The organism is Pontibacter amylolyticus (genome assembly GCF_014638845.1).
GTDB lineage: Bacteria > Bacteroidota > Bacteroidia > Cytophagales > Hymenobacteraceae > Pontibacter > Pontibacter amylolyticus.
The window spans coordinates 660239-686295 of record NZ_BMFP01000002.1 but is presented as its reverse complement, the minus strand read 5'-3'; the positions used below and the strand labels follow the sequence as shown (position 1 = coordinate 686295).

20 protein-coding genes are annotated in these 26057 nt (G+C 52.8%); 7 read left to right on the top strand and 13 right to left on the bottom strand.

Features of this window, described 5'->3' with window-relative positions; genetic code table 11:
- Positions 1-188 precede the first annotated feature (188 nt).
- The 4 genes from IEV97_RS07925 (at position 189) to IEV97_RS07910 (ending at position 6671) form a co-directional block, all read left to right on the top strand.
- A complete protein-coding gene (locus IEV97_RS07925) occupies positions 189-1394 on the top strand; it encodes an NADH-quinone oxidoreductase subunit D (RefSeq protein ID WP_188500954.1) in 1206 nt (401 codons plus the stop codon).
- A 167-nt stretch (positions 1395-1561) separates the two neighbouring features.
- Positions 1562-2479: a phosphatase PAP2 family protein gene (locus IEV97_RS07920; protein WP_188500953.1), complete on the top strand. Its 918-nt coding sequence runs from the start codon at positions 1562-1564 to the stop codon at positions 2477-2479.
- 79 nt (positions 2480-2558) lie between these two features.
- Positions 2559-4976 carry a DUF5686 and carboxypeptidase-like regulatory domain-containing protein gene (locus tag IEV97_RS07915; RefSeq protein ID WP_188500952.1) on the top strand — a complete coding sequence of 806 codons (2418 nt, stop codon included), beginning with the start codon at positions 2559-2561 and terminating at the stop codon, positions 4974-4976.
- A 183-nt stretch (positions 4977-5159) separates the two neighbouring features.
- Positions 5160-6671 (top strand): NAD(P)H-hydrate dehydratase, encoded by a 1512-nt coding sequence (locus IEV97_RS07910; RefSeq protein WP_188500951.1) that lies wholly within the window; start codon positions 5160-5162, stop codon positions 6669-6671.
- Here the strand turns inward: IEV97_RS07910 and IEV97_RS07905 are convergent.
- From IEV97_RS07905 to IEV97_RS07855, 11 genes are all read right to left on the bottom strand, one after another.
- Positions 6668-7552 carry a UbiA prenyltransferase family protein gene (locus tag IEV97_RS07905; RefSeq protein ID WP_188500950.1) on the bottom strand — a complete coding sequence of 295 codons (885 nt, stop codon included), beginning with the start codon at positions 7550-7552 and terminating at the stop codon, positions 6668-6670. The two genes, IEV97_RS07910 and IEV97_RS07905, sit on opposite strands and share 4 nt — an antisense overlap.
- A gap of 112 nt (positions 7553-7664) precedes the next feature.
- The gene (locus tag IEV97_RS07900; protein ID WP_188500949.1) at positions 7665-8237 is read right to left on the bottom strand and encodes an inorganic diphosphatase; all 573 of its coding nucleotides are present in this window, start codon (positions 8235-8237) and stop codon (positions 7665-7667) included.
- 47 nt (positions 8238-8284) lie between these two features.
- Positions 8285-9997, bottom strand: a complete 1713-nt coding sequence (pafA, locus tag IEV97_RS07895; RefSeq protein ID WP_188500948.1) for an alkaline phosphatase PafA — start codon at positions 9995-9997, stop codon at positions 8285-8287.
- 168 nt (positions 9998-10165) lie between these two features.
- Entirely contained in the window at positions 10166-11053 is an 888-nt protein-coding gene (gene atpG, locus IEV97_RS07890) for an ATP synthase F1 subunit gamma (RefSeq protein WP_188500947.1), read from the bottom strand.
- 69 nt (positions 11054-11122) lie between these two features.
- Positions 11123-12703, bottom strand: coding sequence for a F0F1 ATP synthase subunit alpha (gene atpA, locus IEV97_RS07885; protein ID WP_188500946.1), 1581 nt, complete (start codon positions 12701-12703; stop codon positions 11123-11125).
- Between the two features lie 2 nt (positions 12704-12705).
- The gene (gene atpH / locus IEV97_RS07880; RefSeq protein ID WP_188500945.1) at positions 12706-13263 is read right to left on the bottom strand and encodes an ATP synthase F1 subunit delta; all 558 of its coding nucleotides are present in this window, start codon (positions 13261-13263) and stop codon (positions 12706-12708) included.
- A gap of 54 nt (positions 13264-13317) precedes the next feature.
- Positions 13318-13812 (bottom strand): F0F1 ATP synthase subunit B, encoded by a 495-nt coding sequence (locus IEV97_RS07875; RefSeq protein ID WP_188500944.1) that lies wholly within the window; start codon positions 13810-13812, stop codon positions 13318-13320.
- A 131-nt stretch (positions 13813-13943) separates the two neighbouring features.
- On the bottom strand, positions 13944-14207 hold the full coding sequence (gene atpE, locus IEV97_RS07870) for an ATP synthase F0 subunit C (protein ID WP_007653345.1): 264 nt from the start codon (positions 14205-14207) through the stop codon (positions 13944-13946).
- 37 nt (positions 14208-14244) lie between these two features.
- Positions 14245-15279 (bottom strand): F0F1 ATP synthase subunit A, encoded by a 1035-nt coding sequence (gene atpB / locus IEV97_RS07865; RefSeq protein ID WP_188500943.1) that lies wholly within the window; start codon positions 15277-15279, stop codon positions 14245-14247.
- 44 nt (positions 15280-15323) lie between these two features.
- A complete protein-coding gene (locus IEV97_RS07860; RefSeq protein ID WP_188500942.1) occupies positions 15324-15707 on the bottom strand; it encodes a hypothetical protein in 384 nt (127 codons plus the stop codon).
- A 5-nt stretch (positions 15708-15712) separates the two neighbouring features.
- A complete protein-coding gene (locus IEV97_RS07855; protein WP_188500941.1) occupies positions 15713-15943 on the bottom strand; it encodes an AtpZ/AtpI family protein in 231 nt (76 codons plus the stop codon).
- Between the two features lie 333 nt (positions 15944-16276).
- On the opposite strand from IEV97_RS07855, the gene porW reads away from it, so the two are divergent.
- From porW to uvrC, 3 genes are read left to right on the top strand one after another with little or no spacing between them, the layout of a single operon-like run.
- On the top strand, positions 16277-19156 hold the full coding sequence (porW, locus tag IEV97_RS07850; RefSeq protein ID WP_229733845.1) for a type IX secretion system periplasmic lipoprotein PorW/SprE: 2880 nt from the start codon (positions 16277-16279) through the stop codon (positions 19154-19156).
- A gap of 1 nt (position 19157) precedes the next feature.
- Entirely contained in the window at positions 19158-21464 is a 2307-nt protein-coding gene (locus IEV97_RS07845) for a penicillin-binding protein 1A (protein WP_188500939.1), read from the top strand.
- Positions 21465-21476: 12 nt separating this feature from the next.
- Positions 21477-23294, top strand: coding sequence for an excinuclease ABC subunit UvrC (gene uvrC / locus IEV97_RS07840; RefSeq protein WP_188500938.1), 1818 nt, complete (start codon positions 21477-21479; stop codon positions 23292-23294).
- A 262-nt stretch (positions 23295-23556) separates the two neighbouring features.
- Here uvrC and porN read toward each other — a convergent pair whose 3' ends face one another.
- Both porN and porM read right to left on the bottom strand, forming a co-directional pair.
- The gene (porN, locus tag IEV97_RS07835) at positions 23557-24414 is read right to left on the bottom strand and encodes a type IX secretion system ring subunit PorN/GldN (protein WP_101444630.1); all 858 of its coding nucleotides are present in this window, start codon (positions 24412-24414) and stop codon (positions 23557-23559) included.
- A gap of 24 nt (positions 24415-24438) precedes the next feature.
- Positions 24439-26037, bottom strand: coding sequence for a type IX secretion system motor protein PorM/GldM (porM, locus tag IEV97_RS07830; RefSeq protein ID WP_188500937.1), 1599 nt, complete (start codon positions 26035-26037; stop codon positions 24439-24441).
- Between the last annotated feature and the right edge of the window lie 20 nt (positions 26038-26057).

Genomic DNA, 26057 nt, shown 5'->3' with positions numbered 1-26057 from the left:
ATAAACAACCGGGATTTTATCGATTTCAATAGATAACCCGAACCGGACTATCGAATATACCAAATATCCTCTAAATCATATATTTCTTTCTCAATTATCTCTGTTTCAGAGACCCTTCATAATTCCCCCATTTTTCCGAACTTTGCTAAACTTTCTACTTTTCTAACTTTTTAACTTTCTACCTCCTCTTGTCTACCACGCACAAAGAATACCTGCTGCAGTCGGAGCCGAACAAGTTCAGCCTGGAACACCTGCAGGCGGGTGAAATGATCGTGAACATGGGGCCGCAGCACCCGAGCACGCACGGCGTACTGCGCCTGGAGGTAGTGACAGACGGGGAGATCGTGCAGGAGGTGGCCCCACACATCGGTTACCTGCACCGCTGTTTTGAGAAGCACGCCGAGAGCATGGCCTACAACCAGACCATCCCTTACGTGGACCGCATGGACTACCTGGCTGCCATGAACTCGGAGCACATCTGGTGCATGGGTGTGGAAAAACTGCTGGGCATTACCGACCAGATCCCGAAGCGGGTGGAGTATATCCGGGTGCTGGTGGCGGAGCTCAACCGACTGGCCTCGCACTTTTTGGCCATCGGCACCTACGCCATCGACATCGGGGCTTTCACGCCTTTCCTGTGGCTGCTGCGCGACCGCGAGCACATCCAGCGCCTGCTCGAGTGGACTTCCGGAGCCCGTATGCTGTACAACTACATCTGGGTGGGCGGCTTGTACTACGATCTGCCCATCGGCTTTGAGGAGCGCTGCCGGGAGTTCATCCACTACCTGAAGCCGAAGCTTGATGAACTGGACACGATTCTGCTCACCAACAAGATATTTATTGACCGCACTGCCAATGTAGGCGTGCTGCCGCTTGATGTGGCCATCAACTACGGCTGCTCCGGCCCGATGCTGCGTGGCTCCGGCCTGCGCCACGACCTGCGCCGTGTCGATGGCTACAGCGTATACCCCGAGCTGGAGTTCGACGTGCCGATCGGCGAAGGCATGATGGGCAGCACCGGCGACTGCTGGGACCGCAACTACGTACGGGCGCTCGAGTGCCGCGAGTCGGTGAAGATCATCAGCCAGTGCCTCGACAGGTTACTGGGCGAGCACAAGCGCACCCCGGACTTCGACCCGCAGGCGGCCTGCCCGAAGAAGCTGCGCATGACGGGTACGCAGGAGCTTTACTTCCGGGGCGAAACCCCGCGTGGCGAGCTGGGCTACTTCTTCCGCACCACCGACCGCAGCGACGTTCCTTTCCGCTGCCACGGCCGCGCCCCAAGCTTTGTGAACCTGTCCGTACTGCCCGAAATCAGCCGTGGCTGCATGGTGGCCGACCTTATTGCCATTGTAGGCTCCGTGGATATCGTGCTCGGCGAAGTAGACCGCTAAAATAAAACAGGCGGGAAGCGGCACGATTTTTATAGCTGATGGGTTTATGAAGAGCGCATTTGCTTTCCGGTTCTGGCAGCCCATGTCCTGTCGGGCCGTTGTGCGATAACACTGGTGTTATACAAGCATGCGCGGTTAAACTATTCACGAAACCACCTGACACTACCTTGAAACTATCAAAAATCCTGGCAGTACACTTTCTTTGGCTAAGTGTGCTGGCTCAACCCGTAGTAGCCCAAACGCAGCTCCGTCAAGCCGACGCTATACCTGCTTCGCCCACCCGCTTTTCGCTGTCACCTGGCACGACAGGCGCCTTGCCGCTTTCAGAAACCACATTTGAGCTGCACGACTCTGTCAGAACGATTGTAGCCCTACCTGCCGACACCGTATACCCTGGCCAGAAAAAGCCTTTTACAGAGTCGCAGCTGCGGGAAGGCGATAACCGGCGCTACCTCCTTCGGGCCGTGGTTCCAGCCGCCGCTCTGATCGGGACCGGTATCTATACCATGCAGGACAACGGCTTTTACAGCAGCCACGATGCCCGCGACCTGCGCCACAAGGTAGCTCCGGAGTTCAGCACCCGCGTTGACGATTACCTGATGTTCCTGCCCATCGCCTACATGTATGGCTTCAACGCTTTTTCGTCGCAGAACCGTCACGAGATGCCACGGCAGACAGCGCTTCTGCTGGCTTCCGGCGTGCTTACTTCAGCCATCGTCTGGCCCTCCAAGAAGTTTACCAACATAGACCGACCCAACGGAGAGAATCATGCTTTCCCCTCAGGGCACACTGCCTACGCCTTTACCATTGCGACCCTGGTTGATAAAGAATTTCGCCACAAAAGTCCCTGGATCAGTGTGGGCAGCTATACCCTGGCGGGCGCCACAGGGGTGCTGCGGGTGATGAACAACAAGCACTGGATGGCCGATGTGCTGGCTGGGGCGGGTGTGGGCATCCTCTCGACCAACACGGTGTACTGGCTGCACGACAAGATCTTCAAAAACGACAAAGGGTATAACACGTCGTTTGTGCCTGTGGTGCTGCCCAGCGGCCAGCCGGGAATGGGCCTCTCTGTCAGGTTCTAACCTTTTAAGCAGCGCACAGGTATAGATTGGCGCCTTCTGCTATGTCGGAGGGCGCCAATCTTTTTATATCTTTACCCCTATGCCAATACGCTTCCTTTACCTTGTTCTGCTATACCTGTGCCTGGGCGCCAGCACTGCCCTGGCACAGGTATACCAGGTGCAGGGCACGGTGCGCGATGCCAACACCCGTGAACGGCTGCCCTTCGTGAGCATCGTGGTCAACAACGGCGAAACGGGCACCACCTCCAACCTGAATGGCCAGTACCAGCTCCAGCATAACCAACCAATCACCAGCCTGCGTTTCAGCTACGTGGGCTATACCCCGCAAACCATTCCGGTTGATTCGGTATCACAACTCGATATTACCCTGCGCCCTTCGGCGGCTCAACTGCGGGAAGTGGTGATTCGTTCCGGCATTAACCCGGCACACCGCATCATCCGGCTGGCCAACCAGAACCGCGACCGCCACCGCCTCGACAATATTCCGGCCTATACCTACCGCACCTACAACAAGTTTATCCTGACGGCCAACGCCCCCGACGACCTCGACCTGAGCGATACCCTGCGTATGACGGAGGAGGATTCGTCGGCTCTGCGGATGCGAAACTTGCTTGCCAAACAGCACCTTTTCATGATGGAGAGCATCACCGACTTTGCGCAGCTGGGCAGCAATCTTTCGAAAGAAACCATTCTGGCCACCCGGGTGTCGGGGCTACGGCAGCCAAGTTTTGGCGTGGTGGCAGCTGAGGCGCGGGTGTTCTCGGTGTACGATGACATGCCCGTGTTCTTTGGCAAACGCTACCTGAGCCCCCTGAGCAATGGCAGCATCCGGCGCTACGACTTTGTGCTGCAGGAAACAGCCGTAGTGGGAGCCGATACCGTTTTTATCATCTCGTATGCGCCGCAGCCTGGCAAAAATTTCAACGGACTGAAAGGACTCCTTTACATCAACAGCGACGGTTGGGCCGTGCAGAACGTGGTAGCCGAGTCGCACGCCGATGACAAGCGCGGCCTGAAGCTGCAGCAGCAGTTTGTGAAAGTAGACGGCCGGCAGTGGTTCCCTTCGGAGCTGGACGTGGAGATCACCGTGCAGCAAATCTACATGCGGGGCCACCAGCCCTATGGGCACATCCGTACCTATATCACCAACGTCAACCTGGAGCCACCGCTTCAACGCAGCGATTTTGGGGTGATCGCGCTGGAGCAGCGGCCGGATGCCTGGCGACAACCAGAGCAACTCTGGCAGCAGTCTCGCCCTGATTCCCTGTCGCTCAAAGAGCAGACCACCTACCAGCGCCTCGACAGCGTGGGCCAGGCGCAAAAGCTCGACCGCACCATCCGCACCATGGAATACCTGATGGCCAAGCAGCTGCCTGTCGGCCCCATCAGCCTGGACCTGAACCGGCTGCTGAAGGTAAGTCGTTTTGAAGGCTTGCGTTTAGGTATAGGTGCCCATACCAACAACCTGCTTTCGGAGCGTTTTACGGTAGGCGGCTACTGGGGCTACGGCCTCCGCGACAAGGAGCACAAATACGGGGCTGATGCCGCCGTTAAACTGCACAAACCGTCTGAACTCACGCTTTCGGCCGCTTACGCCGAAGATGTAGCAGAGCCGGGTGGCCGTCGCCTGCCTTTTCAGGAGCGTGCCCTGCTCCGCGATCTGCGTCTTGCCCTTTTGCCTAATCTGGACTATACCACCCAGCGAAGCGCCGGCCTGAGCGGGCGCATGCTGCGCTATGTGCAGTGGCAGGCAGGTATACGGCAAGAGCAGCGCCGCCCGACACTGCCACTTTTCACGCCCGAGCCAGGTATAGGCATGCCGGAATTTAACCTGGCCGAGGTGACGGCAGGCTTCCGCTTTGCCTACGGCGAGCAGTACATGCAGCTGTTCAACCGCATGCTACCCATGCCAAGCCGTTATCCCGTGCTCTGGTTCCAGTATACCCAAGGCATCGACGCCCTGGAAAGCGATGGCTATACCTACAACAAGGTCGACCTGCGTGCGGAAGGGGCCTTCCGGCAGCGCAGCCTCGGCGAAACCAGCTTTGTGCTGGCAAGCGGTTGGGTGCAGGGTGAGGCACCTTTTGTGAGTCTTTACAATGGCTACGGCAGCTACAGCTCTCACTACAAGGTGTATGCCGGTGAGGGGTTCGAGACGATGCGTCCTTATGAGTTCTTCTCAGACCGCTATGTGGCGCTGTTCCTGCGCCAGGACCTGGGCAAGCGCCTGCTCAACACCAAACTCTTCAAACCGGATCTGGTGCTCGTGCAGAACATGGGATTCGGCGACCTGCGCCAGCCTATACCTGAGCTGCAGCCCCTGGCGTATGCCAACATGCGAAAAGGCTTTTTTGAGTCCGGATTGATGCTCAACAACGTCATCAGCTCGGCTTTTTCGGGTGTCGGGGTGGGCGCTTTTTACCGCTACGGCCCCTATGCCCTGCCGCGGGGAAAGGACAACCTCCGGATCAAGCTGACGGCGACGCTGGCGTTTTAACAGAGGGAGTTTGCGCAAGTAAGCGCTGACCTGTTCTATGCCTGAAAGCACCCGTCTATACCTCAAGAACCTCATCTATACCTGCCACAAGACAGTAGCTATACCTGACAAAGGAGTGTAACTGGGTGTTCGCCTGAAAAATGCGCACAACTATCTCAGGTTTCAGAAGTATAAAAACAACGTATGAAAATCCTATCCGCTCCACAAACCCGCGAAGCTGATGCGCAGACCATCAGCGAGGAAAAAATTGCTTCGGAAGAATTGATGGAACGGGCCGCACGGGCCTTTGTGGGTTGGTTTGAGAACAAGTTCACGCCGGAATGCCCGGTCTGTATCTTTAGCGGGCCCGGCAACAACGGCGGCGACGGGCTGGCAGTGGCCCGGTTGCTGCACCAGCGCCTTTTCGATGTGCAGCTATACCTGGTCAACGACGGCGGCCAGACCTCCCCGGATTTTCAGCTCAACCTGGAGCGCCTGCCACACGAGGTACCCCCACACGACATCACGAGCAAAGACCATCTGCTCGCTATACCTGACAAAGCCTGCGTGATCGACGCCCTGTTCGGCACCGGCCTCTCCAGACCTGTCACCGGACTCTATGCCGATGTGATCAACTGGCTCAACGAATACAGCCCCTGCACCGTCGCCATCGATATCCCCTCGGGTTTGTACACGGACAAGCAAACGCCTGCTGAGGGAGCCATTGTACAAGCGCATCATACGGTGAGCTTCGAGCTGCCCAAGCTTGCTTTCTTTCTGCCCCAGCACGAGCAGTACGTGGGCGAATGGCATACCGTACCCATTGGTCTGAGCCCGGCATACCTGGCAGAGGCAAAGTCGAACTTCCAGTATGTGACGCAGAAAGAGATGCAGGGGCTGCTCAAGCCGCGTACCAAGTTTTCGCACAAAGGCACTTACGGGCACGCGCTGCTGCTTTGCGGTGGCTATGGCAAAATGGGGGCGGCGGTGCTTGCGGCCAGGGCTTGTTTGCGCGGCGGTGTGGGTCTGCTCACCGTGCAGACGCCTGCCATTGGCTACGACGTGCTGCAAACGGCTGTGCCCGAGGCGATGCTCATACCTGACAACAACCGCAAGCACCTGTCCAGGCTACTGGAGAGCATGGAGAAATACGACGCCATCGGTATAGGCCCGGGCATCGGCACCGAGCGACTCACCAAAACGCTGCTCGGCCAGCTGCTGGCCACCACCGATCTGCCGCTCGTTATCGATGCCGACGCCATCAACCTGATTGCCAGCAGCGAAAAGCTCAAAGCCCAACTCCCCAAAGGCAAGGTTATCTTCACACCGCACCCCAAAGAGTTTGAGCGGCTGGTCTGCAAAAGCAACAATGAATACGAAAGGCTGGAGGAACTGCGGGAATTCTGCCGGGTATACCAATGCTACATGGTGCTCAAAGGAAGTCATTCAGCCATCGCCACGCCGGAAGGAGACATTTACTTCAACACGACGGGCAATGCAGGGATGGCCACAGGCGGCACAGGCGATGTGCTCACTGGCATTCTGACAGCCCTGGTAGCCCAGGGCTATACCTTAAAAGAAGCTTGCCTGCTGGGCGTATACCTGCACGGACTCGCCGGAGATCTGGCCAAAGGAACGGTGGGAGAGATCGCGCTGATCGCCTCGGATGTGATACAGCACTTGCCACAGGCTTTTCAGCAGCTGCGTCGCTCTTAGCTGACGGCCAGGTATACGAACGCAAAATGCACCAGCATGGCGCCGTCGGCCAGCAGCGCATAGTAGATGCGGGGCTTTTCTTCCGTAGCATTCCACACGATCAGGCCAGCCACCAGAGCAGCGCTCACTAAGCTGACCAGAACAGCGCCCTCTTCCGTCAGCAACACCAGCAACAGGTATAGCAACAGCAGCCCCTGCGACAGGAGCCGGGTATAATTCTCGCCCAGCAAGCCAGGGAAGGTAAGGGTGCGGGTGCGGCGGTCGTATGTATAGTCGCGGATGTCGAACAGCAGGGCCAGCGCCAGGATAAACAGGAAGCGCCGTAGCCAGATCAGCATCACGGAGCTGTCTAACGCAACGGCAGCATCAATCAAAGGAAACAGCACGGTGACGGCCGACCAGACCAGCGCGATCAGGAACACTTTCAGCAAGGGCACACTCCGGAATGGTTTGAGGCGGCTGCTTGCCAGCGGCACGGTATAGCCCACCGAGATCAGCGCAAGGGCCAGCACAAACCACAGATTGATCCGCAGTTCGTAGAGAAAGAACAGCATAACAGCTCCTGCCAGGCTAAGCAAAGCCAACACTGCCAGTTCCCGTTGATGCCGGATGCTCCAGGGCTGGTCTTCTTTGCCCGCCCACCAGCCACGCCACATGCGCTGCAAACTGCTGGTGTTGTAGGTAAAGAGCGTCGCCAGAAAGACAAAGCCCGCCATCGGCAACGACACCTTCAGTCCAGTAAGCAGGTAGGTTTCAACCGTTAATCCGAAAGCGCACAGCGAAATGAACACACTACTATAGAGCAAGGCTTCTATACCTGCTCTAAGCCAATCGGCCAGCGGTTGCTGGCGTCTTATGTCGCTGTGTTCTTTTTTTAGCATCCTCACCTGCAAGTTCGCAATTCAGGCACGGCTTTCAAACCCCGCCCGGCTGTAAATAAAAAAGCCTGACGCAGGTTTACCCCGCATCAGGCTTTACAGGAAAAGTAAAGGTTTAGATTGTGCTTTTTGGTTCGGTTTCGCCAAAGGTAGCGTCATACAGTCTAATGCTCTCCTGGATGATCTCGTAAGCCGGCTCACGGCCCAGGAATTGCTCCACGATCACTTCTTTGTGCTCCAGTTTCTTGTAGTCCTCAAAGAAGCGACGCATTTCCAGCAGGGTGTGCGGAGGCAGCTCAGAAATATCGTTGATGTGACGTACCGACATGTCGTTGTTGGCCACGGCGATGATCTTGTCGTCTTCTTCGTTGTTGTCGATCATGCGCATCACACCGATCACCTTCGCGTCGATCAGGCACATCGGCACCACGTCCAGCGAGCAGATCACCAGGATGTCCAGTGGATCCTTGTCGTCGCAGTACGTCTTAGGTATAAAGCCATAGTTGGCAGGGTAGTTCACCGATGAGAAAAGTACGCGGTCGAGTTTCAGCATGCCGCTCTCTTTGTCCAACTCGTACTTTGCTTTCGAACCCTTTGGAATTTCAATGATAGCAGTAACGACTGCCGGGGCCTCCTCGCCGTAGCTCACGCTGTGCCACGGGTTATTCTTTTCTAAATTCTCCATCATATAATCTTTCTTAAAATCGTCGCAACCAATTGTCCCGACAGGTATTGTTACTTCATTAATTCTTGCAAGGGGCGTCCCACGCTTCCGTTTGGCTCCTGAATGTACAGCCAAGAGGCGATGGTTGGGGCAATATCTGCCACGGCGGTTTCAACGGAGCTTTCGCCCGGCTTCACTTTCCAGCCATACCATACCAGCGGCACGTGCGTGTCGTAGTTGCTGTGCGAGCCGTGCGTGGTTCCTTTCTGCGGGCCGCTTCCGTAGCCTTCGAACCAGCCTGGCTGCAGCACCACCACCACATCGCCGGAGCGCTGGGCATTGTAGCCGCTCTCCACACGCGCCATCAGTCCGCCAGACGCACCTACACGCTGTACCGCCTCAGCCGGAATGGCTCTTGCCACGCCTTCAAAGCGCATCACATAGTTGGCCACCGCTTCCCGCACATCTGCTCTCTTCAGCTTTCTGGCCTCAATCGTTCTGTGGTCCAGGTATACCTGCTGATTGGTGTAGCGTTCTACCCAACGGCCTTTGCCCAACGTTTTGTTCAGGTGCTGCTCCAGCGAGTCGCGCATCACGCCGGAGTTGGCTGTGCCTGCCGGTATCTTCAGCGACTCCATATAAGATGGCACATGTGCCGCACCGTGGTCTGCCGTCAGGAAGATCAGGATGTTGTCTTTGCCGATTTCCTTTTCCAGCAGGTTGATCAGTTCTTCGATCTCACGGTCGAGGCGCAGGTATACATCCTGCACTTCAATTGAGTTGGGGCCGAATGAGTGACCGGTATAGTCGGGGGTAGAGTAGCTCAGCGCCAGGAAATCAGTATGCTTCCCCTTGCCCAGGTTCTCACCGCGCAGGGCTGCTTTGGCAAACTCTGTTGTTAAAGTGTTGCCGGCAGGTATGGAGCGGATCAATTCATAATCTTTGCCACGGAGGGCAGGGATGTTGTGCGGAAACACGGGTTTTTCTTCGCCTGGCAGCGCACGCTCCCAGGGCATGTCGTCTGCTGTGCTTTCGGTGTACTGCTCAATGGGCAGGAGCGTGTTCCATACCTCTCCCAGCAGCTTGTCCGGATACTTTTGGTTGTTGAACTCCTGTACCCAGTTTGGGAGGCTGTTCGCGTAAAACGTGCTAGTGATCCAGTTTCCGGAGGGTGAATCGAACCAGAAGGCGCCATTGGCGGTATGGCCGGCTGGCAAGATCGAGCCTCTGTCTTTCAGGGCTATACCGATCACTTTGGACTGCATGTTGTTGGAAAGGCGCAGCTCGTCTGTGATCGTGGTCGTGAGCAGGTTCCGCGGCGACATCAGGCCGGCATCCGAGGTGCTGCCTACCGTTTTCACGGTCTTGTCTTCCACACAATACACTGACTTGCCTGTGGTGCGGTCATACCAGTTATTTCCGATAATACCGTTTAAGGCAGGTACGCTACCGGTATAAACGGACGCGTGTCCCGGACCGGTATACGTTGGCACATAACTATACTGGTTGTTCTTGAAGTTGAAACCCTGTCTGACCAGTCTTTTAAACCCGCCCTCGCTATACTTATCCCAGTAGCGGTACAGAAAGTCGTAGCGCATCTGATCCACCACGATACCCACTACCAGCTTCGGCCGACTTTCTACGCCTGTCACAAACTGGTTTACCTGTTCTTTTGCTACGCTCGGGCTGTTGCCAGTATTAGTTGTAGTACAAGCCTGCACAGCAATTAATAGTACTGCTGCAACTAAAGTCTGAATGCCGGATCTAAAACCGCTTAACTTCATGTGTTTGTTGTTGAGTTTCTCAAATATAGGCAACACTTCCCGACTAACCGGCTAGCATACTTACCCGTACTCGATGTTTTAACAAAAATATAACACACTGTATTATATCCCCAAAAAAAAACGCCCACCAGGTGTGATGGGCGTTGCTTTTCTATCTGGTAATTCAATTTATTTTGCAGCAAGCGCCTCTGCACCACCCACGATCTCGAGAATCTCCTTCGTGATGGCCGCCTGACGCGTCCTGTTGTAGGTAAGCTTCAGTTCTTTCAGCAGTTCACCTGCGTTTTCTGTCGCCTTGTCCATGGCAGTCATTCGGGCACCGTGCTCGGAGGCATTCGACTCCAGCACCGCTTTGTATACCTGAATCTTGAGCGACTTCGGTATAAGCTCCTCGATGATCTGCTCTTTTGAAGGCTCAAAGGTATAGTCAGATACCATGCTGTTGGCAGTTTCCTCTACTGGCTTATCCTCGATAGGTAAAAACTGCTCCGTGCGCACAATCTGCGTCGCCACGTTCTTGAACTCGTTGTAGATGATGTCCACCTGATCGAACTCACGGGCTATGAAACCATCCATGGCACGCTCCGCTGCAACGCGTACGGTGTCAAAAGAAAGGTTTGCGAATGTGCCGGTGTAGTCACCAATCACTTTATAACCACGCTTGCTCAGAGCCTCAGCACCTTTACGGCCAATCGTCAGGAAGGTAAGGTTACCGGCCTCATACTGGCTGCGGTACTTGCCTTGTGCCAGTACATTGGCTGCTTTAATGATATTTGAGTTAAAAGCACCCGCCAAACCACGATCAGACGTCACCGCGATCACAAGTACCCTGTTCGCTTCACGCTTTTCAGAGTAAATGTTCGACACAGAGCCTTCTGTCAGTTGAGACAGGTTGGCCAGGATGCCACTCAGACGCTGCGCATAAGGACGCATACGCAGAATGTTGTCTTGAGCACGTCTCAACTTGGCAGCCGCCACCATTTTCATGGCTTTGGTGATCTGCTGCGTAGACGATACAGATGTAATGCGGCCTCTAACCTCTTTTAAACTTGCCATATTATGTATGATATGAGCATAAAGTTAGAGACCGCTTTTAACCAGCAGTCTCTAACTTATAACCAACTATTACTTTTTGTAACGGGCAGAAAGCTCTCTGGCCACCTGCTTGATAACACCTGTCGTCTCGTCGTCCAGCTTTCCAGCCAGCAGCGCGTTCAGGGTGTCCTGGTGCTGGGCACGCATGGTGCGCAGGAAGTCTTTCTCGAACGTTCTAACTTCGTTCACAGGCACGTTGTCCAACAGACCGTTTGTAGCGCAGTAGATAATGGCTACCTGCTCAGCAACGGATACCGGAGAGAACTGTGGCTGCTTCAGGATCTCAAGGTTACGACGACCACGCTCGATTGTCAGCTTAGTCGCAGCATCCAGGTCAGAACCGAATTTCGCAAACGCTTCCAGTTCACGGAACTGCGCCTGGTCAAGCTTCAGCGTACCAGATACTTTCTTCATCGCCTTGATCTGAGCGTTACCACCCACACGCGATACAGAGATACCTACGTTGATCGCAGGACGGATACCTGAGTTGAAAAGGTTCGTCTCGAGGAAGATCTGACCGTCAGTAATTGAAATTACGTTCGTTGGGATATAGGCGGAAACGTCACCAGCCTGCGTCTCGATGATTGGAAGGGCAGTCAAAGAACCGCCACCCTTCACGAGGTGCTTGATAGAGTCTGGCAAGTCGTTCATGTTACGAGCGATCTCGTCAGAAGCGTTTACCTTAGCGGCACGCTCCAGAAGACGGGAGTGCAGGTAGAATACGTCACCAGGATAAGCTTCACGCCCTGGAGGACGACGCAGCAGCAGAGACACTTCGCGGTAAGCCACGGCCTGCTTGGAAAGGTCGTCATAAACAACCAGGGCAGGACGGCCGGTATCGCGGAAGAACTCACCGATAGCCGCACCAGTAAACGGAGCAAAGAACTGCATTGGAGCCGGATCAGAAGCAGAAGCCGAAACAACCACTGTGTAATCCATCGCGCCACCTTCAGTCAGTGACTTTACAACCTGGGCTACTGTAGATGCTTTCTGACCTACGGCAACATATATACAGAACACGGGCTGTCCTTTTTCGAAGAACTCGCGCTGGTTCAGGATGGTGTCAATCGCAACGGCAGACTTACCTGTCTGACGGTCACCGATGATCAGCTCACGCTGGCCACGGCCGATCGGAATCATAGAGTCGATCGCCTTGATACCCGTCTGCATTGGCTCGTTTACCGGCTGACGGAATACCACGCCTGGTGCTTTACGCTCCAGTGGCATGTCGTACAGTTCGCCTGCAACAGGCCCTCTGCCGTCGATTGGCTGACCCAGTGTGTTAACCACACGGCCGATGATGCCATCACCTACTTTTACAGAGGCAATACGGTTCGTTCTTCTTACAGTGGCGCCCTCTTTGATTTCGCTGTAGTCGCCAAGCATTACGGCACCTACGTTGTCTTCTTCCAGGTTCAGAACAAGCGCCTGAAGTCCGTTCTCAAACTCTAATAGCTCACCAGACTGTGCTTTGGAAAGGCCATAGATACGAGCGACACCGTCACCCACTTGCAGTACTGTTCCTACTTCTTCCAATTCTGCCTCAGAACGGAAGCCAGATAGCTGCTCTCTTAGTATGGCTGATACTTCGTCAGGTCTTACTTCTGCCATGGTTATAATTTATTGATATAGGGGTTGTCTTTAAATTTATTTCTCAGCTTGTTCAGGTTATACTTCACAGAGCTGTCAATCTGCTGATCACCCACGCGGAGCACGAAGCCACCGATCAGGGTCGGATCAATCTTTTCTTCTAATTCCACACGCTGTCCAGTCTGGGCTACCAGGCGCTGGCCAAGTTCGTTGCGAAGCTCTTCTGAAAGCGGCACTGCCGTGGTTACGCTGGCAGTTGTGATGCCTTTGTACACATTGTACTGATTCGTAAACTCAGGAGCGATAAACACAAGCACAGACTCTCGGCTTTTTCGGGCCATGATCTCAAAGAAAGCCAGTGTAAGGTCGTTCACTTTGCCTTTGAATATCGCATTGATCACAGCCAGCTTCTTGTCTGACTTCACAACTGGGTTACGCATCAGGAGCTTCAGGTCTCTGCTCTGGTCAAGTACTTTGGCGAACATATCCATGTCCTCCTTCACTTGCTCCAGCACGCCTCTTTCCTGTGCCAGCTCAATCAGTGACTTTGCGTATCTCGAAGCAATTCTAATTTCTGACATATTGCTTTATTATGGCCCTCCTGCTATGTCAGCAGTCTGGCTATGTTGATACGATTAGTTAAGCGTTACTTCTTTGATGTAATCCTTGGCAAGCTCCTGCTGTGCCTGTGGGTTACTCAATTCTTTGCGCAGGATACGCTCAGCGATGTCCACTGAAAGCACGGCAGCCATGTTCTTCACTTCCGTGATGGCGGCACGCTTCTCGTTTTCGATGGACTCACGCGCCTGTGCGATCATGCGCGAACCTTCTTCGTTTGCCTTCTGCTTCGCCGTCTCGATCAGGGCATTGCCAGCATCAGAAGCTTCCTTCAGGATCTTGTCACGCTCCATGCGGGCCTCGGCCAGCAGTTTCTCGTTCTCAGCCTTCAGACCCTGCATCTCCAGCTTTGCTTTTTCAGCGGCGCTCAATGCGTTTTCGATAGAAGTTTCACGCTCATGCAGGGCGTTCATGATTGGCTTCCAGGCGAACTTGGAAAGCAGGAACAGCACAACGATGAACGTCACCGTCTGCCAGAAAATTAAACCTATACCTGGGGTTACTAATTCCATTGTGTATGAATTTGAATAATTAGGTTTTAATCAGTTCACCGGCTCTCACCGGCAGGGCTTTTAACTATTTAACTATTTTGACCTCTCCGTCCGGACCATGCGTCCGGACGAGAGACCAAATACAAAGGATATTAGCCTTTGAAAGAGATTAGCAAGCAAACTACCACACCGAAAAGTGCAACACCTTCGATAAGGGCAGCCGCGATAATCATAGCAGTCTGGATTTTACCACCAGCTTCTGGCTGACGCGCGATAGACTCCATGGCTGAACCACCAATTCTACCGATACCCAAACCAGCGCCAAGGGCAACCAGACCAGCACCGATACCGGCACCCATGATAGCCAAACCGAAGTCGGTTGTAGCTGCTACTGCTTGAAGCAAAATTGCTAACATAATTATAGTTATATATAGTTAAAAAATAAAAAACAGATTAATGTGCGCCGTCTCCGTGGCCGTGATCGCCCACGTGGTCATGCTCCTCTACTGCGCCACCGAAGTACATCGCTGACAGCAGGGTGAAGATGTACGCCTGCAGCAGGGCTACCAGTAACTCCAGGAAGAACATGAAGATGGCAAACGCCACGCTTATCGGTGCTACCGCAACACTTTGAAAGATAAAGATGAGGCTGAACAGCGACAGGATGATGATGTGACCGGCCGTGATGTTGGCGAAAAGTCGAACCATCAGGGAGAATGGCTTTGTCAGGATACCGATCAGTTCCACCGGAATCATGATGGGAGCCAGCCAGGCAGGTACGCCAGGCGTAGCAAATATATGCGACCAGTAACTCTTATTGCCGCTAAACACAGTGATCAGAAGCGTCAGTGTGGCCAGTACCAGCGTTACCGCGATGTTACCGGTCAGGTTGGCGCCACCCGGCATCAGGCCGAGCAGGTTGTTAAACCAGATAAAGAAGAAGATCGTCAGCAGGTATGGCATGTAGCGCTCATACTTCGGACCGATGTTGCCCTTGGCGATTTCGTCACGCACGAAAATGATGATCGGCTCGAAGAAAGACTGAATACCGTTCGGTGCTTTCCCTCTGTTTTTCTTGTAGCTTCCGGCAATGGTCAGGAACACGGCAAACAGCAGAATAACACTGGCAAAAAGAGACGCCACGTTTTTCGTTATAGAGAAGTCCAGAAGGGAAGACTGATCTGCTGCCGGCTGTCCATTGGCATCCGCACGGTAGATATGGCCGTGGTTCAGCACATAGCCTTCGTAAGGCACCAGCGCATGGTTTTCGTCATAGAAGTTACTGGATGAAAACACCTTTGGCGTCCCGTTATCAATCAGGATAACCGGGAGGTATAGCGTTACACCGTCAGCAAAATGCCAGGTGTAATCATCCGCGATGTGATGCATGATCAAGTCGCCTGGCTTGAACTCGCCGCCTTCCGCTGCAGCCTCTGCATGGGCAGAGATCGTAAGGAAGGAAAACAGTAAAATAAATAACTTCTTCATTAAGAGAGATTTAGAAGCAAAGTTAAAATCTACAAAAGCTATTTCTAGCTTTGCTTTTTCAATTGCGGTGCGAAGTTAGTTATTAAGCTGTAGATTTCAAACCCGGTAAATAGAAAATATAACGCGAAGAAGTTGAAAACGAACTGCAGCTCGTTCTCGGAGTACATGTAGATGTAAACAAATATCACAGCGATGCTGAGAATCATCCGGAAGCCCATCGAGCCAAAATAGTACAGCTGGAAGTTATCCGGGTCGTAGCCCACGCCCAGCCGCGACACATAAAAGGCCAGGGCTGTGACAAAGACCATAAAACCTAAAATATACCAGATTAGCGGGTGAAGGAGTGCTGTGCCAGTATAAAATGAGAGCAGGCCGATGCCGATGCTCACAACACCTGTGAAAATGAGGAGGTTTTTAAAGAATTTCAATGCGCTTACTTTTTATTTAAGGATACTATTACCAACACCATAGAGGCCACCACCGCCAAAACCAGCAGCACGATCGTCATCCAGGGGTTCTCGTTGCCCATGTAATCGTCCAGCTTCGACCCGCCCCAGGCGGCCAGCACCATCGCCCCGATCATCTGGAAGGCCAGCCCTGAATACTTCAGGTAGCCTTTAAAAGAGTCCTCGCCCTTCGGCTTTTGTTCGTCTGGCTGTGACATGCGCTGGGTTGTTTATCTGCGCTGGGTTGTTTATCAATGATTTACAAAATTACACTTTTTTCATGGGCTTCTGTGCAATTCCACTTTAATTCGCCAGCTTTTCGGTGCGTTTCCGCAGCCTTCTGAGGCCTGAAACCATTTCTTATTTTCTATAGTTCAATAGCGGACTTCAGGCTTTATTCCCGGGCCCTTACATAATTGGCATATTATTGTATTTTTGTAGATGGTTTTCAGCTTGCGCGCCGTTTCAGCTTGGATACTTTCAGGTATAGCCAGGCCGTTATCATAAGATAAGCGCAGGGCGGGCCATTTATGCGGCACATAATCGATACTTTGAGCAAAAACTCACCATACCTTCTCTTCGTGCTGGCCTGCCTCTTGCTGGCGGGCTGTTCTGCTGAGCGCAACAATCCGCTCAGCAAAGCCTATCATAACACCACGGCACGCTACAATGGCTACTTTTTAGCGAAAGAGAAACTGGATGCCATCGAAAAAAGCATACAGGACCAGACCGTTTACGATTACAACAGGCCTCTGCCCATTTTCCCGCCCATTGACTCTGCCACCTATAAGGCGCACGTCGCCGACCTGGAGGATGTCATCAAAAAGGCTTCTTTCCCGATTCAGTACCACCCGAACAGCAAATGGATCGACGACAGCTACCTGGTCATCGGCAAGGTGCGCTTCTATGAACTCAACTTTCCGGAGGCCGCCCAGACTTTTAGGTATGTAAACTCCACAGGCAAAGACCGCCACGTGAAACACGAGGCGCTAGTGTGGCTGATGCGCTCTTTCCTGAAACTAGGGGAGACAGACAATGCCTGGCAGGTATCGGAGTTTTTGCGCAAGGAGCGCCTGAACCGCGACAATGCCCGTGAGCTATACCTTACCCGCGCCGAGTACCACCTCATGCAAGGCGATACTGCTGCCGTAATCGAGAACCTGGACCTGTCGCTGCCGAACTTCACGAATCGGGATGCCCAGTCGCGCGTGCGCTTTTCGCTGGCGCGGCTGTACCAGGACCGTGGCCAGAGCAAAGAGGCCTACCAGCAGTACAGCCGCATCCTGCGCCGCAACCCGCCTTACGACCTGGGCTTTTTCAGCCGCCTATACCTGGGCCAGGTGTCAGAGCTGGACGATGCACAGGACCTGAACCGCATTGCGGGTTACTACCAGAAAATGCTGCGCGACGAGAAGAACACTGAGTACCGCGACAAGATCTATTACGAGATGGCTGTGTTTGAGCGCCGCCAGCAGCACTACGACAAAGCACTGCAGAACATAGAGGAGTCCCTGAAAACACCGGGCACTATACCTAACCAGAAAGCCTATACCTATTTGCTGGCCGGTGAGATCTATTTTGAGAACCTGAACAAGTATGATCTGGCGCAAGCCTACTACGACAGCGCCGTGCAGGTATACCCGCAGCAGGCCCTGGAATATGAGCAGGTACTCGAGCGCCGCAACGTCCTGGCTGACTTCACCAAGCAGTACAACACGATCCAGTTGCAGGACAGTCTGCAGCGACTGGCGTCTCTAAGCGAAGGCGAACGCCTGGCTTTTGTTCAAAACCTGGTACAGCAGGAAGAGGAAGCGCGCCTACAGGAGCAGGCCAAACAACTGGAGCAGGAAAAACAGCGCCAGGGCCGACGCGCACAGGAGCAACAAGCAGCTGTAACCGTTGGAGGCCGTAATAATCCGGCGGCTGCGGCAGGAAACGGCAATACAGGAGGCGTATTCTATTTTGATAACCCGGCCGCCCTGGCCACAGCCCGTTCTGAGTTCGTGCGGCGCTGGGGCGATCGACCGCTGCAGGACAACTGGCGACTGTTGAGCCGTGGCGAGACTGTGGGAGGTCAGGAAGAAGTGGTAGCGATGGACGCTCCTGCCGACACCGCAGCAGCTGAAACCGAAGAAAGCCGCTCCGCCCGACTGCAGACACAGGTCGATACCTACCTGCAGAACATCCCGACCACCACGCTGGCTTTACAGCAATCCGAGAAACTGCTGGAAGATGCGATGTTCCGACTGGGCAATATTTATGCACAAAAGCTCAACTCACCGGAAGACGCGACGGCTACTTACGAGAAGTTTCTGCAGCGATTCCCGCAATCCGAGCATGCGGCCGAGGCACACTATAGTCTATACCTGATTTATAGCCGGGCAGGCAGTGAGCAGAAAGACATTTACTATGCTAAGATCAAGCAGCAGTTTCCGAATACGATCTATGCCAAACTGGTAGACGACCCGAACTTCCTGAGTCAGAACGCCCTCAACAACATCAAGGCGCACGCCCTCTATGACTCTGCTTATGCACAGTACGAACAGGGCGAATACCAGCAGGCCACCACGTTGCTGACAGAACTAAGCCAGGTATACCCGCTCAACGACATTCCGGACAAAGCAGCTTTCCTGCATGTGATGATCACAGCCCGTTCCGAAAGACCCGAGTTGCTCCGACAGCAACTGCTCGCCTTCAAGCAACAGCACCCATCCAGTCCGCTGGCCCCGCGCGCCGACGAGTTGCTGAAGCGCTACCAGGACCTCGAAAGCAAGCAACAGCTCCGTCAGGAAGCACCGGCGGCGCCTACCGCCATCAAACTAGACGAGCGCACACCAGAGCAACGGGTCAGCAACAGTATCGCAATGGCATCGGCACGCGAACGCAACACAGCAGCACAGCAGCCGCGCCCGCTCAACCTGAATGCTATACCTGATCCTATACCTGCCCGTCAGGATACAACCACTACCGCTGCCCAGACTGGCACGCCTTTGGATACAACAGGTATAGCACAAGACACCGCAAGGGCTCAGGCACCAGCAGTACAGCCGCCTGCCGCTGATCCAATGGCCTATACCGGTGTCCCTGATTCGGCTTACTATTTTGTAATGCTATACCCGACGGAGCATGCCGCTTTCAAGGACATTGGGGCTAAGTATGAGAAGTATAACAACACTTACTTCCGCAACCAGAAGCTGGCATTGGAGCAGCAGCCTTTTGATGCTGGCAGAGGTGTACTGCTGTTGCGGGCATTTCCGAACATGAAAGAGGCACAGACTTATACCATAAAACAAAAAGCGCCGCAATCCCCGATAGGCAAAATTCGAGGCGTAGAATTCATTACCTTTGCAATATCATCCGCGAACTGGCAGAAGTTGCTGCAGAAGAAGGATGTAGAAGAATATCTGAATTACTTCAGAACGAATAATTAACATGGCAACAACCACCCGCCCAAAACCAAAAACGGTATTCCCTAAGATCATTTCCACACTCTGGCTCCTCTTCCTGAGTGGCCTGGCTGTGTTCATACTTTACATTTATGCGGTCAGCGTCAATTTCCTGAATTTGTTCGGGGACCTGCCCAACATGCGTACCCTCGAGAACCCGAAAAGCGCCCTTTCCTCGGTGCTTTACTCAGCCGACAACAAGGAACTGGGCAAGTACTTCCGCGAGAACCGCACCCCAATCGAGTTTTCGGACCTGCCTGAGAATTTTGTGCATGCCCTGATGGCAACAGAGGACATCCGTTTTGAAGAACACTCAGGTATAGACCCGGAGGCGATGGCACGTGTGGCCGGCTCCCTGATGATCGGCGCCTCTAAGGGCGGTGGCAGTACCCTCACGCAGCAGCTGGCCAAAAACCTGTTCCGTACCCGTGGCGAAGAACTGAACAACGGCTACCTCAACGACAAGCCGGGCTTTCGTACGCTTATCCACAAAACAAAGGAGTGGATCATGGCCGTGAAGCTGGAGCAGTCCTATACGAAGCAGGAGATCATGACCATGTACCTGAACATCTTCGAGTTTGGCAGCAACGCCTTTGGCATACAATCGGCTTCGAAGACGTTTTTTGGTAAAAATGCCAGCGACCTGGAGGTGCAGGAGTCAGCCGTGCTGGTAGGTCTGTTCAAGAACCCCAACTTCTATAGCCCGAAATTCAACCCGGAAAACTCGAAGCATCGCCGCAATGTGGTGCTTTCGCAGATGGTGAAGTACGGCTATATGACGCAGGCTGAGTATGACAGCCTGAAAGAAACTGATATCGCGCTAAAGTACCGTGTTGAAAACCAAAACGTAGGTCTGGCACCTTATTTCCGTACCGAAGCCAGCAAGTTTTTGCTGAAGTGGTGCCGCGAGAACGGCTATGACCTGTATGCCGACGGCCTGAAGATCTATACTACCATCGACTCGCGCATGCAGCAGTATGCCGAGCAGGCTGTGGAGGAGCACATGAAGGACCGCCAGAAAGAGTTCTTCTCCCACTGGAAAGGCCGCAACCCCTGGATCGATCGCCAGGGCAAGGAAATCCCGGACTTTCTGCAGACAGCCATTAAGCGGACCGACCGCTACCGCAACCTGAACAGGCAATTTGATGGCAACCAGGATTCTATCAACTTCTACCTGAACAAGAAGATCCCAATGACGATCTTCACCTACGACGGGGAGAAGGAAGTGATGATGAGTCCTCTTGACTCGCTTAAGCATTACAAGCACTACCTACACACCGGTTTCATGGCCATGGAGCCACAAACGGGCCATATCAAGGCTTGGGTGGGTGGCATCAACTACAAGCACTTCAAGTACGACCACGTGAAACAGGGCGCGCGCCAGCCGGGTTCTGTGTTCAAGCCTTTCCTGTACACCGCTGCCATCGAAAACGGCTATTACCCATGCTACGAAACGCTCGACACGCAGGTGTGTATACCTTTGGGCGACGGTACGATGTGGTGCCCGAACAATGCCGATAATAAGTTCTCCGGCGAAAAGTTCACATTGCGCAAAGCCATGGCCCAGTCCGTGAACTCTATCTCTGCTTTCCTGGTAAACAAGCTCGGCGCTGAAACACTGGTTAAGACAGCCAGGCGCATGGGTATCACTACCCCGCTCGAGGCGAATCCATCACTCGCATTGGGTGTAAACGACGTGACACTCTATGACATGGTAGGCGCGTACGGCACATATGTGAACAGCGGAACCTGGATAGAACCAAATTTCATTACCCGTATCGAAGACAAGCACGGTAACGTGTTGCATGAGTTTGTGCCAAAGACAGTAGATGCGCTCAGCGAAGAAACTGCCTATATGATGGTGCATATGCTAAAAGCGGCTGCTGAGCCGGGTGGTACTGCCTATTACGGCCTGCGCCACCGCAACGGACTCAAAAACGAGATTGGCGGTAAAACGGGTACGACCCAGAACTACTCGGATGCCTGGTTCATGGGCATAACGCCTGATCTGGTGGCAGGTGCCTGGGTGGGTGGCGATGACCGCTCTATCCACTTCCGTACCATTGCGCTGGGTCAGGGTAACAAACTGGCGATGCCGATCTATGGTAACTTCATGCAAAAGGTATACGCCGACAAATCACTGGAAAGATCAAAAGACCCGTTCCCTAAACCTTCTACGCCTTTATCGGTAGAATTAGATTGCGCTAAGTATAACAATGGCATGCCGGTAGACTCTTCGCAGCAAGACGAGTTTTACCAGGTTCCTGCCCCGATCGACTTAGATGCTTTCTAATGAAAATTAAGCATGGCTGCAAACGAGAAGCTGCGGGAGAAGATTTCCCATTTACCACATAAACCGGGCATTTACAAGTTCTTTGATGACGAGGGCATCATTTATGTAGGCAAAGCGATTGATATTAGGAAGCGTGTCAGCTCCTATTTCAATCGCTCTGCCCAGCATAATAAAAAAACGCTTAAGCTCATCTCCAGGATCAAGGACATCGAGTTCACGATTGTGGACACGGAGGCCGACGCTTTTTTGCTGGAAAATAACCTGATCAAACAGTACCAGCCCAAGTACAACATTCTGCTCAAGGACGGGAAAACCTATCCGTATATTTGCATCGTGAACGAGCGTTTCTCTCGGGTCATCAGCACACGCAACAAGATAAACGACGGTTCCCGGTATTTCGGTCCCTACCCAAGCGGCACCACCATGCACATCGTGCTGGATCTTATCCGGACGCTATATCCTCTGCGTACGTGTACCTATAATTTGTCCCCGGAGAATATTGCTGCTGGCAAATTCAAGGTATGCCTGGAGTATCACATCGGCAACTGCAAAGGCCCTTGCGAAGACCTGATAGACGAGACAACCTACAACCAGTACATCACCCAAATAAGAAGTATCCTTTCGGGTAACCTGGCTATCGCGAAGACTTACTTCAAGGAGCGAATGGCGGAAGCTGCGGCTGATTATCAGTATGAGCAGGCACATCGCTACAAGCAGAAACTTGATCTGCTGGAAGACTACCAGGCCAAGTCCACAGTAGTCAGCAACACGCTTTCGAATATCGATGTCTTTTCGATCACGTCGAACGAGAAGTGCGCTTTTGTGAACTACCTCAAAGTCATGAACGGCTCCATTATCCAAACGCAATCGTTGGAGTTACACAAGAAGCTGGATGAAAGCGACGAAGAACTACTTGCTACGGTTATTGTGCAGCTGCGACACGAGTTCGAGAGTACTTCCCGTGAGATCATCACCAACATTGAGCTCACCCTCCCGCTGGATAACATCACCATCACCCAACCCCAGATAGGAGATAAGCGCAAGCTGCTGAACCTGTCGTTGAAGAATGCCATGTACCTCCGCAAAGAGCGCGAAGGTCGTCAGGAGCAGAACAAGGGCCTAAGTGAGCAGCGAGAAATGCGTGTACTAGAGACGCTGAAGAAAGACCTTCGCCTTACTGAGCTGCCCCGCCAGATCGAATGCTTCGATAACTCCAACTTTCAGGGCGACAACCCGGTTGCCTCGATGGTGTGTTTTAAAAACGGCAAGCCAAGCAAAAAGGACTACCGTCACTTCCATATCAAGTCTGTCGTTGGCCCCAATGACTTTGAGTCGATGTACGAGGTGGTGACAAGACGTTACAAGCGGCTGATAGAGGAGAATCAACCGTTGCCGCAACTCATCATCATAGATGGCGGCAAGGGCCAGCTTAGCTTTGCCGTTAAGGCGCTGAAAGACCTTGACCTGTGGGGTAAGATCGCGATTGTAGGTATAGCCAAACGGTTGGAAGAGATCTTTTACCCGGGTGATAAGCTTCCGCTATACATTGATAAGAAGTCGGAGTCGCTTAAACTGATTCAGCGCTTGCGGAATGAGGCACACCGCTTTGCCATCACATTTCACCGCTCACGCCGAGATGCGGGTACACTGAAGACTGAGTTGACAGACGTGAAAGGTATAGGCCCCACGACGGCTGATGCGCTTCTTCAGAAGTATAGGTCCGTAAAGAAACTCAAGGAGCTTACGTTGGCGGAATTAACAGAGGAAGTGGGTCAGCGCAAAGCCCAGATTCTTTTCGATTACTTCCACAATGCAGAAGGAGCGTCTTAGTTCTGGTGATTATGCTTTCTTATACCTTAGATTAATACTGTGGTCAAATCTCTGAACCGCCCCTGGCTCAGCCCCGTTTTGATTTGCTCTTTTGTAACTTAGGCATCGAATACTTGTAACTTTTGCACTCTTTTTTACACCAGATAGCAACCGTTCAGCCATACCTTGCTTTCATCACTAACTACCAGCTTTTGGCATAGCCCTAAAACAAAAAAGGGGGAGATCTTGTCAGATCTCCCCCTTTTATATGCTTGTCTTGCAATTAGTAGCTCCACAGGCTGTATTCGTACTCAATCAGCGCTTCAAGCGCTTCCTGAGCGGCTAACAGGCCTTTCTTACCACCACCGTAGATATCACCCAGCGCTCTGTCGTTCGGGTTAGATATTTTGGTAATGTAAGAGCTGAACAGCCACAGATCGAACGCGTCAGCCAGGTTCTTGTGCTGTGCATCGTTCTGCGCGTTGTACCAGATAGCAGTTTCAGGGTTGTTTCTGAAAACTTTCACCAGATCGCTCATTTTAAAGCTGCCTACTGTCTGCTCAAAACCCAGTGGGTTAAGCGTAGCGGGAACCTTAATGCTGATCGTCTGAATATCGTGGTACATACGGGAACGCTTCTTGTCGAACACTACGTTCTCTTTCAGCTCCAGCAGGTATAGCTGCTTTGCAAAGAATTCATTGCTTACAGGGCCAGTCTCTTGCGTAGCGGTTGTACCAAGGGCAGCGCCCCAGGCATCATCATCTTCCTCTTCCTGACCAAAACCAGCAGCAATCTCCTCTTCAGTCAAACCGCCGCCCATATCTTTGCCGGTCATGTTTGCAAGGAATTCCTCTCTGGATAAAGGTACGTTTACAGAGTCTGTCTTATAGGCCACCAGCTCGCCGCTCTTTACAGCGTCGATCAAAACTTTGGTGATCTCTCTGTTTTCAGAAAACAAGGGTCTGTTTTGCTTTTCGCGCAAGTCGATCTTACGCCAAACCGTTTTCTTAAACAATACATCAGACTCCGGAATAGGTCTTGCTGATGGATTACTGGACTGCGTGGTAGACACTTGCTGTGCTACTGCTCCGTAAGAGAGCATCATACCAGCTGCTACACCTATTACTTTGATAAGTTTCATACTCCTGTAAGCTTCTAATCTTAATTAGTTAAGTGGGATAGTGAAGATACCGTCGCCTGTAGGTTTCGCATCAACCGGCGATCCCTGGTAGTTCAAACGCTTCACTTCCAGTACCTCGATGGTTACACGGTCGCCTTTGCCAGCTTTTGCTGCAAAACGTGTTAAGTCGCCGGTTGGGCTTGAAAATTCAGCCTGGTCTACCGGGTTTGAACCTCTTACCAGGAAGGCTCTCCACTTCGTTACTCTATAACGAGCTTCGTTAGGCAAAAATTGCTTGAACCCTTCGTCAGCGATCGCCTGAATTTCAACCGATCTGATGCCTTGAGCCGGCAAGCCTCTCTTCTGGTCAACTGGTCTGCCATTTACTACAGTTTGCAATGATGGTCTTGGCACCGGACGAACTTTGAATGTTTCAGAACCTATTGCATTGCCACCGCTGCTTACGTTAAGCTTCACTTCAGTAGTAGTTGGGATGATCGTAACCTGACCTTTCTTAGCACCTTTGATGGCCGAACCACCAGAAGCAGAGAAGCTAGGATCGTATACGGCACCCAATGCAGGAACCTGTACGTTCAGTTCGTTTGCGCAACCCAGGTATAGGGCCTGAACTGCTGCTGACTGTACCTGTATAACTGGCTTCGCTACGATGTACTCTTCTGTTACGTCCAGTACTTCCTGCTCACCATTTTTGTCGATGATCACCTGACCTTTCCAGGTCTGCTTAGAGTTACCGTCAGCGTCGTAGTTGTTGGCAGCAGCCGTGAATTCAATCTGGCCTTTGCCGTCTACTACGTTGATTGGCTTACCCTGGAATGTCATCTTTGGCGTGATCGCGTCAGATGAAGCAGCGATAAACATATCAGCTTTGTACTTGGTACCGGCAGCTACTGTCTTAGACTCAGCACGTGCCATCGCGAAGATCTTCTCGAACTTGATGATGTCAGCACCAACTTTCTGCGCCAGGTTCTGCAGCGCATCTGCTTCGTACTTCAGTACTTCGGCTTCTTTCTGAGAAAGGGTTGCCAGTGCTGCCACCAATGGGGTAGCTTCGAAGTTGAGCTGGGCGAAGTCTTTGTTGCGTTGAGCGCGGTCCTTGGAAGCCATTGGGTCGGTCTTGCCGTCACGTGCCAGGATGTCCGGCATGTTTGGGTTGTACTGCTTCATGAACTTTGCATAGTTGTTCAAACGCTGCTCCAGCTCGTAAGCTGCCCCGTTTTTAGCACTTGCAGGTCCAATCATGGTAATAGCCACCAGATCCTCGGCACTAGGGTTAGCATATCCGGTTTTCTCTTCGTTCTCACCACCCGTTTTCTGAATCAGGGTTTCGCGAAGACCGCGGATATACTCAACCAGTTCGCCGGTTTCCTTTCTAACAGCGTTCGCGCTTGCCAAAACATTTTTGTCTTTGTCTCGGTTACCGCCTTCGCTGACCTTGGATTTAATATTCGTTACAACTCCGCTATTGTCAGCTTGCGTTTTATTGTTGACGTCCTTAAGACTTTCATCAATAAACTGAAACTTTAACAGGATAGCAGAGTTCACTTGCAGGGCAAGAAGTGCGGTCAGTACAAGGTACATCATACCGATCATCTTCTGCCGTGGTGTCTCTTTTCCTCCAGCCATTTTCTACTTAGTTACTGTTG